General features: G+C 66.3%; 10 protein-coding genes and 1 CRISPR repeat array (1 of these 11 cut by a window edge). Of the genes, 1 reads left to right on the top strand and 9 read right to left on the bottom strand.

Going from position 1 to position 12774, the window contains the following annotated elements:
* Positions 1 to 744: a CRISPR direct-repeat array (repeat unit 28 nt; unit sequence GGATCACCCCCGCGTGCGCGGGGAGCAG) (it extends 1724 nt beyond the left edge of the window).
* A gap of 346 nt (positions 745 to 1090) precedes the next feature.
* From KBX43_RS14760 to cas3, 9 genes are all read right to left on the bottom strand, one after another.
* Positions 1091 to 1873 (bottom strand): hypothetical protein, encoded by a 783-nt coding sequence (locus KBX43_RS14760; protein WP_247677412.1) that lies wholly within the window; start codon positions 1871 to 1873, stop codon positions 1091 to 1093.
* A complete protein-coding gene (locus KBX43_RS31560; protein ID WP_307851527.1) occupies positions 1822 to 2280 on the bottom strand; it encodes an N-6 DNA methylase in 459 nt (152 codons plus the stop codon). The genes KBX43_RS14760 and KBX43_RS31560 overlap by 52 nt, the downstream gene beginning before the upstream one ends.
* A 216-nt stretch (positions 2281 to 2496) precedes the next feature.
* On the bottom strand, positions 2497 to 3201 hold the full coding sequence (cas6e, locus tag KBX43_RS14755) for a type I-E CRISPR-associated protein Cas6/Cse3/CasE (protein ID WP_210884915.1): 705 nt from the start codon (positions 3199 to 3201) through the stop codon (positions 2497 to 2499).
* On the bottom strand, positions 3192 to 3941 hold the full coding sequence (gene cas5e, locus KBX43_RS14750; RefSeq protein WP_210884908.1) for a type I-E CRISPR-associated protein Cas5/CasD: 750 nt from the start codon (positions 3939 to 3941) through the stop codon (positions 3192 to 3194). Before cas5e ends, cas6e begins: the two co-directional genes overlap by 10 nt.
* A gap of 4 nt (positions 3942 to 3945) precedes the next feature.
* Positions 3946 to 5118, bottom strand: a complete 1173-nt coding sequence (cas7e, locus tag KBX43_RS14745; RefSeq protein WP_210884899.1) for a type I-E CRISPR-associated protein Cas7/Cse4/CasC — start codon at positions 5116 to 5118, stop codon at positions 3946 to 3948.
* A gap of 12 nt (positions 5119 to 5130) precedes the next feature.
* Positions 5131 to 5736 carry a type I-E CRISPR-associated protein Cse2/CasB gene (gene casB / locus KBX43_RS14740; protein ID WP_210884897.1) on the bottom strand — a complete coding sequence of 202 codons (606 nt, stop codon included), beginning with the start codon at positions 5734 to 5736 and terminating at the stop codon, positions 5131 to 5133.
* 10 nt (positions 5737 to 5746) lie between these two features.
* Positions 5747 to 7366, bottom strand: coding sequence for a type I-E CRISPR-associated protein Cse1/CasA (casA, locus tag KBX43_RS14735; protein ID WP_210884891.1), 1620 nt, complete (start codon positions 7364 to 7366; stop codon positions 5747 to 5749).
* Between the two features lie 3 nt (positions 7367 to 7369).
* Complete coding sequence (locus tag KBX43_RS32230; protein ID WP_210884889.1) at positions 7370 to 7768, bottom strand: hypothetical protein; 399 nt, start codon at positions 7766 to 7768, stop codon at positions 7370 to 7372.
* Positions 7761 to 10229, bottom strand: coding sequence for a CRISPR-associated helicase Cas3' (gene cas3, locus KBX43_RS14725; protein WP_210884887.1), 2469 nt, complete (start codon positions 10227 to 10229; stop codon positions 7761 to 7763). Before cas3 ends, KBX43_RS32230 begins: the two co-directional genes overlap by 8 nt.
* 1021 nt (positions 10230 to 11250) lie before the next feature.
* Between cas3 and cas2e the strand changes: the two genes are divergently transcribed.
* Complete coding sequence (gene cas2e, locus KBX43_RS14720) at positions 11251 to 11634, top strand: type I-E CRISPR-associated endoribonuclease Cas2e (RefSeq protein WP_210884885.1); 384 nt, start codon at positions 11251 to 11253, stop codon at positions 11632 to 11634.
* Positions 11635 to 12774 lie beyond the last annotated feature (1140 nt).

The raw sequence follows: 12774 nt of genomic DNA, 5'->3' as shown, positions 1-12774 counted from the left end.
GCGCGGGGAGCAGTTCCTCGACACGCTCACCGAGTACAGCGTCCAGGGATCACCCCCGCGTGCGCGGGGAGCAGGTGGTGGACGTGAACGTAAACGGCGCCACGATCGGATCACCCCCGCGTGCGCGGGGAGCAGGACTCCCGAGCTAGGAGGAGGTGGCTTTGTTGGGGATCACCCCCGCGTGCGCGGGGAGCAGGCATCCATGAGCGCACGATCGCCCATGCTGCCCGGATCACCCCCGCGTGCGCGGGGAGCAGGTCGCGGTCGGGTTGAACCAGTCCGTCGACCGGGGATCACCCCCGCGTGCGCGGGGAGCAGTACGCCTCCGTGACGGCTGCCTCCGTGCCCGGCGGATCACCCCCGCGTGCGCGGGGAGCAGCCTGCCCTCAGCGTATGCCCTGCCGGGGCGTGTGGATCACCCCCGCGTGCGCGGGGAGCAGGACTGCGGCGGCGAGGTTACCGGCCCGGAAAGCGGATCACCCCCGCGTGCGCGGGGAGCAGCCCATGTCCCAGACCTCACGCGGGATCGACGCCGGATCACCCCCGCGTGCGCGGGGAGCAGAGGGGTACGCGCGTGCGACCGCTGCCCTAGCGGGGATCACCCCGCGTGCGCGGGGAGCAGGGCCGGCTCGCGTGGGTGCGGCTGCGGCGACGGGGATCACCCCCGCGTGCGCGGGGAGCAGGCGCGCGCGCCGGGGTGCAGGGGCTGATCTCGGGGATCACCCCCGCGTGCGCGGGGAGCAGACTAATTGACCTGCGGCGCTAAAGATCGACTTCGCCGATTTCATTCACTAGGGCCTGCAAGATCATCCTTTCGGTGCCGGCTGACCATAGGAGGTCGGTGCTCCCAATAGCGTAGTTGGTTTAGGTCAACGCAGGACGAGCGGCGGACACGACGGCCGGCGGTAACAGTGGGGCATGCTCAGATGCTGGCGCCCTGGTAGGGGCTGCCGATTAGCCAAGGGGGCGATGTGACGTGTGGAGCCGTCGCGCCAGCGCGCCGGACTCTGGACACGTCCGAATACGGCAGCTGCCGGCGCAGCGGTTCGCCGTGATTCCCTAGAGCGCAGCCCGCTGTCTGTGGGCAGGCCTACTCGATGTCGGGGAGTTCGAGGTTCCCGCCGAAGAGGTTGTCGCCCACTTCTCGCGCGAGTGCCGCTCCGGCCTTCGCAGTCTCTTCGAGGGCCGTACGGAAGTCGACGAGCTTTCGGAATGCCTCGCCGTATGCCTGCTGCTGGGCCAAAGGAAGCACCGGGATGGCCAGGCGCTTCACGTCGATGCGTACCGAGCCGGTGGAGGCTCGGCCGGCGACCCGCACGTTGTCTGTAAGGGACAGAACACCCGCGATGAACCAGGGGTCGAATCGGGTGTTGTCGACGCGTACGAGCTGAACCCCTGGGCCCAGTGCCGCGCCGATCTGCTCTGTCGTGGCGACCCGTGCATGCACCTTCGTGCCGATGGCTGGCATGAGTATGTCGCCGGCGTGAACCAGTGGCGATGCGTCGTCGGCGTCACGGCTTGTTGATCCACTTGCAGGGCTTCCGCTGACGATGTCGGCGGCGGTGAGCACCGAGGAGGTGACGGCGCTGCGACTGGCTTGTCGGCGGCTGGTCGCGCGGAACACGGAGATACTGCCCGAGCGGATCAGATCGGCAATGTCGGCGTGCGGCGCAGCGCGTAATGGTGCGACCTGCGTCCCTCGTACCGGGGGCAGGTGGTCTCGCAGTTCACCCAGCAGCCGTTCGAAGCCTTCGATCCGGCGGATGATCTCGTTTGGATCGGTCGGCAGCGTGCTGGCGCGTGGCAGGTAACGCTGGGGTGTCAGGTCGACTTGATCGTCAAGCGTTTCGATGACGGGTACGGTGCGGCACACCCCCGGTTCGTCAACCTGCTCACCCGACAGGTACGCATGCCAGGCCGGTCCACGATGTTGAGGAGGGTGCGTTCGGGCAGCGCGGCTGTGGTGTCGACGACCAGAAGACCGCCGGTTGGTGGCAGATGCGCATCGGGTTGCATGAGGACCCAGATGTGCAGGCCGATGGCGGTCGGCGGCATGAGGCCGGCTGGTAGGGCGACAACGGCGCGAAGAGCCCCGCGGCGGATGAGCTCGGCACGGACGCGGCGCCCGGCGGGACGCGACGCAGCGGCAGGTGGCATGAGTACGACGGCGGTGCCACCAGGTGAGAGGTGGGCCAATGCGTGCTGGACCCAGGCTAGTTCGGGCTCGGTGCGCGGAGAAAACCCTTGGCCTGGTGACTCCTCTTGCGGCTCGTAGGCCACGCCAGTTGCCCATCACGCACACCGGCACGGAGTGCACCATAGCTCGCCAGGCGTAAGCGTCGTGGTGGTGTATCGCGTGAGCACCCTGCGTATGCGAGGAGAGTTCAGGCTCTAATCGCACGCCCACGTACCGGACCCGAGTAGCCACTGCGCGTGGCATGACGAGCCGTCCTTCTTCCAGAACTGGTGGTCCAGGTCGCCTCCCACATCACTCAGTCAAGCGGCTCGTCCGGGGGCTAAGCTGATCAGCCCGCACCCGTATGCCTTACCGTGGCCGATGCCTTGTTGGACAGCGGCTCGGAAGCTGTCAGCGTCGGTGACCACGAGGTGTCCTTCGAAGCGCACTGGGGCGAGGGTGATCGGGCCTTTCTCACCGGGCCGGCGTTGCCCCGTGGCCGTAAGACACGGCGAGGGGGACACGTCGGGGTGACCACTCTGGGTGGCCGGCACCACAAAGCCATGTTGGCTGCCCTTTCGGATCAGCCACTCGATCTGTTCTTCGGGCTTGTGGCGGGCGATCCTCATGCCACGCTGACGCTTGCCGCCCTCGGGCAGAGGCCGGTCGCGATCTTCAGGGCGTGCGACAGTACGGGTGGGGTTGCCGACGAGGCGGAAAGCGAAGGTGCGCCCGGGTCTGATGGCCTCGAGCAGTGGCTGCAGGCTGCGGACTTCGGCCGCCTGGGTGAGGTAGTCGGCTGGGAGTCGGCTCCAGTCGGGCTTGGAGCTGCTTTGCACGTACTGCACGAAACCGCGGTGGACGCTGTCGAGCCGCCAGAGTACGGACTGTGACCGCCGCGCGGGAATGTCGTTGGGCAGGTCTGGGTACCCGGACATCACCGTTCGGTGCATCTGCCGAAGGTCGGCGTGGTCGCGCCGGAAGTCGCGCGAGTAGACATTGATCGTGAGTTTGCTCAGGTACACGTGGATTCCTTCACGGAGATCATGTCATCCGTCAGTGGGACTGAGCCGGTGCGGACAGTTCGGGCGCCGTACCGCCGGTCCTCTGGTTTGAACGAGAGCGGGACGTCTAGCCGTACGTCGGCCCCCGGCTCGCGTGGGTCGCATTCGACCACCGTGCGTAGCGGAGTCCTGCCGGCGCGCTGGCGCTCCGCTACGCGGACCTCGGAACGATCCTCGAGCCACGGATGGGTGGCCAGCACGGCTTCCATGGGTTGTGGGGTCAGACCGATCCCGCTGCGGAACTGCTGGTCGTTGCCGTTGCGCATCAGTGGTCGGGCGGGCGGAAACGCACGGCGGCCCAGAAAGAGCGGCCAGACCGGCGCCCGTAGCGCCGCCTCGATCCGGTCGAGCGGTGCGTCCCCATCGCCCTCAAGCACCACCAGGAATACCGCGTCAGCAAGGTAATAGCGGTGGCTGAGCGCTGTCCGGTGCCCGCCGCCAGTGGTCGTGGGCACGTTCAGGGTGACGTGGTAGTCGCGCTCAAGGATGCCTTCGCGGTCTACTCTCGTGCCCATCCGTAGCTGGCTGAGTTCGGCAACGGCATCGGTGTCGTCGCGGGAGACCCCGAGGGCGGCCGCGACCAAGCCGATGACCCCAGACTTGCTGGGTTCTCGACCGGTGTCGCGGATGCTGCCCCGAGATTTGGAACCCCAGGATTGCATCGGAGCGTCGAGACATAGCGCGAGGGAGCGGATGGTCATGCCGTCAGGCCTTCGTGGCGGCCAGGACCCGCGACACTAGTTCGTGCCGGCTTGGTGCGATCTCGCCCTCCGTGAGACCGTCCAGCTCGGCGGTGACGGAGGCGGCGACGACTGCGCGGAGCCCGTCCTCGCCGTAGAAGCGGCGTATGCGGTTGAAGTGACCGAGCAGGGCGCGGGTGGAGGCGACCATGAGGTCATTGTCGGCGACGGGCTTGAGGAAGGCGTTCGCCAGGTTCCAGGCGCCGGAGTCACGAACTACGACTAGGAGCGTTTCGGGCGGCGTCAGGGCGGCGGTGGAGTTCTGCTTGCCGCTGGGTACCGCGTCGATGAACGCGTTCAACCACGCTCGGGTGGCGCGCGCCATCAGGTCGGTGTCTCCGCGGAGATTCTGGCTGAGCTGGTCGAGATGCAGGTTGGCGTACCGGTAGTAGCAGGCGGCGTTGAAGTCGACCGTGCCGATCATGTCGGCACCGGACTCGCCGGAGGGCTGGAGGTCGTCTACGGCTGTGAAGTAGTCGTACTCGTTGACCACCGCGTGGGTGGAGATGGCATGCGCGACCTGAGACGCCGCATTGACGTTGAAGTCTTTGTTGTCGGCGATCATGCGGCCGAAGAGCGCCACGTCGACGACACGGCTGGCATCGAGGATGCGTGCTGCCGCATCTAGTGTGGCTTTGTCGGGCTTGACCTTGCTCTTCTTCTCTTCAGTCGCCTCATCCTTTGTGGCGTCCCCCTTCTTCTTCTCTGCCGCTTTGGCTCGGGTGGCCGCATCGATGGCCAGGCGGTCCCAGTCACGCTCGCAGTAGTCGGCGAGAAGATCCACAGCGTCGCTGCCAACGAAGAGCAAGTATTCAGTGAGGCTGGACCGGCGTTTGTCGAGCCCCAGACCGAGGGCCAACAGCGCCGAGGAGGCGACGCCGACGGCATCCTCAAGATCGCGGCCGCGTTCTTCGAGCAGGGCGGCGGTCTTGGTCACAAGCCGCTTTGTGCGGATCCCGGTCTCGCTGGCCTCGAGCCCGTGACGCTGAAAGAGCAGCCGTGCGGAGCGTTTCAGTGACTGGCTCGAAATCCGGCCCCGCAATTGGCCGCCGAAGGTGGCGGTCTTGGGCTGGCCGACATCGTCGCGGTTAAGGTTGCTGACCGGGAAGGACTGCAGCAAGTGCAACTCGATGATCACTGGTTCTCCTGGTTAGGCGTCGACTGGCTCCGCAGCGGCATCTGCGGTCGGGTCTGATTCGATGGGCAGAGTTTGGTCGGGCTTCGGCCTCCGCTTTGGCCGGTGGTAATCCCGCGCCCAGCTCAGCCGGATGCGGTGGGCCTCTTCACGGGATTGCCGCATCTCGGCCAAGTCGGTTAGCAGGCGAAGGTAGTCGATGGCCACTTCGGCCGAGCGGAGGAGCTGGATGGCCTGTCGCAGGTAGTGCGGCATCGCCGCCACATCGACTGACAGCAGCTGAGTGAAGCGACGCGCGGCTGAGGGACGCTCCTCGACGAGTTCCTGCATCGCAGTACCAAGGCTTCGTCCTCGGACGGTGTCGGCGTGCGGATGCAGGGCGAACAGCCCTGCGACCAGGAGCCAGAGATCTTGTTCGCGGATCGGCGGCTCGTGCGGGAAGACCACGTCGTAGGCTTCGGCCTCTTGCTGCTGACCGGCGAAAGAACGACGGAGCCGCGCCAGTTTCTGGCGAGCTTCTCCTGATCGCCGGGGGTTCGCCGAAGTTATGGCGTAGTGCAACCCGTAGAGGTCCCGGACGAAGGCCTGCCGCCGTTGCGCAACGGTCAGGTTGGGGTCCATGTGTTGTCTCCTAGTCAACGAGGCCGGCGAGGTATCCGCGATAGGTCCTGATTTCGGCATCGAGCTGGTCGGCGAATCGCCCGTAGCATTCGCCGGCGACCTCGAGGTTGCGGCCCTGCCGCGGTGAGCCTTCGGCCCATCGGACTGCAGCCTGACTTGCGATCCGGCGCACGGCGCTGGCCCAGGATTGAGTGGCTCGGGCCAGACTGGTGCCCGTCTCAAGTGCGAGAGCGATCGCTTCGAGGAAGGTGTCGAAGGGCCGGGACAGCCCCGGCCAGTATGCGAGGTCCAGGCTGGATGAGGCTGCGGCGCGGAACTGAGCCCGATGGTCGCGCTCCATCTGGGTCAACGCGCTTCCCACGAGATTGGCCAGCTCGATGCTCCGACCGATCACCGGCCCGGCGACCTCGAACTCTGCACGTAGCAGGGCGACCGGTGCCGACACGGTCTCCTCCAGCGCCTGCTGGATGACCGAGCCCTTGCTGTCGAGTTGCTGACCGAAGACTCGAAGGGTATAGACGGCATCTGGCGCGAGGTATCCCCGCGTCGCCATGCCCGCGACATGGTCGAGAGTTTGCGGTCGCTGCCAGTGCCGCTCCTCGCCACCGATCGGAGCCAGCAGAAGCTCCTGGCTGAACCGCCACACACCCCGGTGCTCCTGAAGTCGCACCGGGTACCAGGGGCCATACGTCGGCGTGCTTGCTCTGCCCTTCGCGCCGCGTCCCTGACTCGTTCGAACCCGTCTGTGAGCAGCCATCCATTCGTTGTCTTGCGGGTCGCCGACGAGCCGGGTACCCGGCGTGATGACGACCCTGTCCACCAACGCTCTCCCGCTAATTTGGCGAGGCACCAGCCAGACTCGCCGACTGGGCCAGGTCAGCAGGTCGGTCCACCCCTGAGGGGGGCGCTTGTCTGGCTCGGGTCGGGCCGGATCGGCTTCCCATACGGGTCGGTCGCCGGCGCCGGTGTTGCGCGGCATCTCCTCGTCCGGCAGGTAGGGCAGAAGGTTGAGCAGTAAGGTCTCCTTGAGGTTGCTGCCCTCCACCAGGACCATGCCCACGCCGTTGGCCGGTGCAGCCTGCGATGATTTGTCTTTGGCGTACGGCGTCTTCATCCCGCCCGGGTCGTACGCCTGAAGGGTGACCAGCCAACGTGCCGCCTCGGCGGGCGAAAGACGTACCTCGTCGGCAGCGGTCGTGTGATCGAACAACGTGGTGTTGTTTCCGACGGCCAGATGTGGCACCAGCTTCGCCGCGCTGGAGGACGTCACCTGGGCAACAGCAGGACACTGGAAGAACGGGCGCTCACTGTCGAACAACTCGAACCAACGAGCCTGGAAGCGGGGTTCCTCATCTCCTCGTGCTTCGGTGGGATCAGGCAGTTGCTCGGCTTGCCACAGGTCGCCCCAGTCATCCTCGCTGGCCGGCCCGTATATGCGGTGCATCAGGGCCAAGACCAGCCGGTGCAGCGCGGCCGTCATCGGTGGCGTGTGTCCGAGGATCCGCCGGATCAGATGGGCCTTCGTCAACAGGGTGACCAGGTCCACCTCGTCGGGACGTCTGTCGGCCGCACCCGTGCTGTCCAGCCAGACGACCGGAAGCCACGGCTCCTCGGCCAGGTTGAAACGCATGCTTCATCCGTCCTGATCTTGATCGATGTCGCCACCGGCCGCCGGGTCGACAACTCGAAGGCCGGTAGCGGTGGAGTAACGCACCGACAGGCCAGCAGCGACCCCGTGTCCGTCCCGAACTACCACTGGTCGCGAACCGGCCAACCAGGCCGATGCCGCAAAAAGCGGGGGCGTCGGGATCGCGCGGAGGCGATCCCGGATGAACTGGGAGCATCCTTCTCCCGGGGCCAGTCGCACCGTCGCATCCATGAGCTCGGCTAGGAGCTCGGCTCCCGGTGGCCCCTCGGCGTTCAGATTTACAGGAATGGTCCCCGTTGCCGGGAGTGTGTGACCGTCGACGGCACGCAGCACCACGATGTCGACCCAATCGTCAATGGGGTGGCTGCCCGCGAACTCATCCATCACGTCGACCGCGCCCGTCCGGTTTCCGGGTCTGACCCGTGTACCGCGGATGTCTTGTCAGGTCCAAGAGAGCACCAGGCTTGGTTGGTGGTGGTAGGTAGAGCGCCGTCGCAAGCTTTCGCTCGGCTTCTCTGGCCGCATCGAGCTTGCCCTGTGCCACATGCCATCGCGCTTTCCAGGTCGGTGGGAAGGAGATGCTGTCGGGATCTGAGTACACGGCGTTGACGAGGCTGGGCACATCATCGGGCATACGTAGGCGCCGCTGCTCGCGGAGCAGCGCCCAGGTACGTAGGAGGATCATGTCCTGGTAGATGGAGCGCGTATAGCTGGGCCAGTCCGGCCCGGAAGCCTTTTCGGTCACCCCGGTCACAACAAGTACGGGTCGGGCTAGCGGGTCGGTCGGCCTGAAGCGATGTAGTCGCCCAGCCCGCTGGATCAGGCTGTCGACCGGGGCGAGGTCGGTAGCCATCGAATCAAAGTCGAGGTCCAAGCTTTGCTCGAGGACTTGGGTGCCAACGACGATGTATCCCGAGCGAGAGGCTCGCTGTCCGCCCCTGCCGGCGATCTGACGCAGCTCCAGCTCGACATCGGCGCGTGCTGCTGCCGCGAGCTGGCCCGTCAACGAGACGACTCGCGGGCGGTCCCGCTTGGGCAATGTAGCCACTGCCGCCTCTAGCAAGGCCACGGTCTGATCGACGCGGCGAACGAGGTTGTGGATCACTGCGACTGCCCGCCCCTTGCTTGCCTCCTTCAGCGCCCAGCCGGCGATCTGGTCGTCGGCTAGGTGCATCAGCTCGACTTCACGGGCGGTGTTGGCGCTCGATGCCTCGGCCTGGATGACATCGGGAGTCCCAGTCGCATCGAGCCAGATGGCATGCGGGTAGGCCAGCGGTGGCAGGCTGAGCTCAAGCTGGTTGGGGCGGCTATGCCGTGCACCGGAATACCAGGCACGAAGCAACTCTTCGCGACGAAGCCGCGGGAGCGTCGCTGACAGCAGAATCACCGGTACACCCAGCCAGCCCAACCACTGCAGTAGTCGATCCAAGATCGTCGACATGTAGACCTGGTAGCCGTGCACCTCGTCTAGAACAAGCACTCGGTTCGAAAGCCCGACCAGAGGCACTGGCGCCCAGGGGGAGCGGATCCCACCTTGCAGAACCCGATCAATGGTGCCCACGGCGAGCGGGGCGAGGAGGGCCCGCAGCCGGGTGAACCACTCTCGAACTGCCTGGTCCTGGCTACCGGTTGGATCGTCAGTGCCGATGTTCTCCGGGCTGACCGCCTCGGCGCGGGCGGCTCGCGCCCGGCGGTCAGCCAGGTACTCTCCAGCCGTGCCATGCAGGAGTTTGACTGGCAAAGCGTGGTCCAGCCGCTTCACCAGGTCTTCTACCTCATCGAACATCTGATTGCTCGTCGCTCGCGTCGGCATCGCGACGAAGAAGCCGGCCAGTCGGAGTTTGTGGATCAGGCTTATGGCCGACTGCAGCGCGGTCTTCGTCTTGCCGTCGCCGGTAGGAGCCTCAATGACGAGGATGCCCGGTCGAGATTTGGCGAGGATCCGGTCCTCGACTGCCCTCTGCAGCGGCCGAGGCTGCTGGCCGAACAGGTGCTGGAAGCTGAGATCCTCCACGATCGCCCATTCCGACCATCCGAGCCGGTTCACGACCTGCTCGACCGCGCGGTCTCGGGACAACTGCATGTAGGCACGCAAATCGACACCGCTGCCCGCGTGCGTCGCCTTGCTGATCGAGCCAGACGCGATCCAGTCGCTCACCGTCGTCAGTCCGGCAAGCGCGACAGCGCCGCCCGTTCCGAGCGTCACCGCCGACCATGGAACAGTACGGGGATCAGGTAGCCCGAGCAGCGATGAAGCTTGGCAGAACAACTCGTCAATCCACCCCGCCCACCGCTGCCCACCGTGATCGAAGACGGCTGCCTCTACGTCACGGAGAACCTGGTCGGAGAAGAAGGCGCCGTGGTGGCCGCCGAGAACCTGGGCCAGCGTGTGGGCAGTGCGGGGTTGCGCGCCCCATCCAAGGAGCAAACGGCGGATGTGAAGTGCGGTCAGGACGCCGTGGAAGGTATCGGTCCGCCTGGCGCAGCTCCGTAGACGGCTCAACCTTTCCGTCTCCTGCACGGCCTCTGGCGGCAGGAGTCGTGCTGCCACATCCGCGCGAAGCGCCTGGAATGCGGGTGACAGCTTCCCCAGGTCATGCAGGCCGCACAGCAGGGCTGTCCATTGAACCGTGGTGCCCCCGAGCGGCCTGAAGGCGGCATCAAGTTCGCTCCTACACGCCGAGCTCAGTAGTCGCTCGTAGAGCAACTCGGCGACGACGGCGGTGTCGATGGTGTGACAGATCAGTGGATGCGGGATGGTCTCTTCACCCTGCTTCGGGGCACCAGCCTTCCCCCAGAAGATCCGGAGATCGATCTCTTCAGGATCCGACACCACACCTGCCACTCCGTCTTGGCTCGCTCTCCGCGTTAGTCGAGTACGTGGGACTAGCAAGCTGTCCTTGCGCTCCGTGATTGTCAGCAGACGGTCGAGAATCTCCGCTTCCGTGGGCCCGCCCAAGATACTTGTCGGAAAGGTGACATACTGGCGCTAGTCCCCGGCGAGAAAGCTGGGGGTGGCCCATGTCTCGTCGGCGCCTGCGAGCCAATGGATCATTTCCCCGCGTCGGCGGGGGTGTGTTGGCCGAAGGGGGATACCCTTCGGCCAACACTTTTTGCTAGTCGACCTTCTGTGCGCTGGTCAGGCTCGAACGATGAGGTAGACGACCAAGATCACCACGCACAGGACTTCGACCTGCGGAAGACTTACGGAGATGCTGACACCGAAGCGGTTCATACTCTTCCCTCAACTGTCTAGTCGGAGCCTGTCCACGTTGGACGTCGGCTAGCGTAGCAGGCGCATGGATGTAGGTCGCTCTCCACCGTCAGCGAGCTTCGGCGCATTCCAGAGTTCGTTCTCAGCCCTTCAGCCCTCAGCCTTCCTGAGGCACCGGCCTCCGTCGCTGGGCTGGCCAGTAGTCAGATCCGCGCCCATGGCGTCGTTCTACCGCCCCGCGCCAGCGCCGATCTCGGCTCGTTTAGTCAGCCCTCGTCATCCTCGCCTTAACACAAGGCAGGCCAAGATCAGGATTCCCGTGACATTCGACGTCGTAGCCAGCGACTCGACCGACATCGGATCAGACACTCGCAGCGCCGGACGCGACCGCGTGCATGACGGGGCCAGCCGTCAGCGCCCGCTCAACCTTGACCCCTCTGTTCCTGGAACCCGCCCGGAACCACGGGGCCAGTTTCAGGCGGAGACGACACCATCTTCGCGCGATGCGTACGCGACATCCGCATGCTGCTCCTTCAACAGCAGAGTGGCGGCGAGGTCGAAGAGGAGGCGGAGGATCTCCGATTGTGGGACGGGAGCGGGATCGAGCTGGCGCTGGGCGCAACTACGCCAACACGGGTGAGGTCGACTTCTGATGACGGTCATCATCCTCACGTCATGTCCACCCGGACTTCGAGGCCACCTGACGCAGTGGCTCTTCGAACTCTCAGCCGGCGTGTACGTCGGACACGTCAGCGCCCGCGTATGGAACAGGTTGTGGAATCGGGTGACCGAAATGGCGGGTGCCGGACGCGCCCTCATGGTGTTTCAAGTGCGAGGCGAGCAGCGACTGTCGATCGTCGCGCACGACCATCAATGGACGCCGGTAGATGTGGAGGGTGTGACACTTATGCGCCGACCCGCGGTGCCAGTGATCAATCCAGCAGCCGCGGGAGGTCGGAGCAAGGCGGCCAAGCGCCGTCGCTTTGGCCGGCGCGGCCGCGCAGCTACGGCAACCAACGAAACCGGATCGTCGTGATCTTGATCTAGTCGCGGCAAGCGATCACTCCTGTATGCGCTGGGAGCACAAGCGCGTACGGCCGACCGAGGCCGAGCGGCTGGGATCACCCCCGCGTGCGCGGCGAGCAGGGCCTGGCGGTGCTGTGGTCCGTCGTCGGCGTGGGATCACCCCGCGTGCGCGGGGAGCAGTTCCAGGGATGGCGGGTCATGGTGGCCTGCCTGGGATCACCCCCGCGTGCGCGGGGAGCAGCGGAGTCGCTTCACCCGGTACGGTCGCCGCTGCGGATCACCCCCGCATGCGCGGGGAGCAGGGGTCATCGAAGCCCTCCGTGAGCACCATGCAGGGATCACCCCCGCGTGCGCGGGGAGCAGGCCCGGCACAGGGCGTTCAGGATCGCGTTCGCGGGATCACCCCGCGTGCTCGGGGAGCAGAGAAGATCGGGTCCGCGGTCGCGCTCCAGGTCAGGATTACCCCCGCATGCGCGGGGAGCAGGCGGAGATCACCGGACCCAGCACGGCGAGCAGGGGATCACCCCTGCATGCGCGGGAGCAGGCCTGCTCCAGCTGTCCAACCCGAAGGCCGCCGGGATCACCCCCGCATGTGCGGGGAGCAGGGGTCGTCGAACCCTTCAGTCAAGACCATGCAGGGATCACCCCCGCATACGCGGGGAGCAGCCCTCGGTCGAGCCGGCGTGCCCTGTCCGGTACGGATCACCCTCGCATGCGCGGGGAGCAGCCCGTGGGCGACCTGGCGAGCGGCCTGTTCAACGGATCACCCCCGCATGTGCGGGGAGCAGGTGGAACGGATCGACCGCGGCGGACGGTGGGTGGAATCACCCCCGCGTGCGCGGGGAGCAGCCGTCGGCCCGGATCGAGACGGTCATCTGGCGCGGATCACCCCCGCGTGCGCGGGGAGCAGAAGATCAACGGGGACGCGACCAACGGTCTCCGGGGATCACCCCCGCGTGCGCGGGGAGCAGGTCGCGGCACGCCGGCTAACACTCCGTTCCTGAGGATCACCCCCGCGTGCGCGGGAAGCAGACGCGGGGCGCGCGGGCGGGGGCGGGCTCGGGGGGATCACCCCGCGTGCGCGGGGAGCAGGGAAACGGCCAGCCACACCTATCTGCCCCCTCAGGATCACCCCCACGTGCGCGGGGAG

This window comes from Micromonospora sp. C41, assembly GCF_018070485.1.
GTDB lineage: Bacteria > Actinomycetota > Actinomycetes > Mycobacteriales > Micromonosporaceae > Micromonospora > Micromonospora chalcea.
Note: the sequence above shows the minus strand (reverse complement) of the source record. Positions and strands in the feature narration are given on the sequence as shown.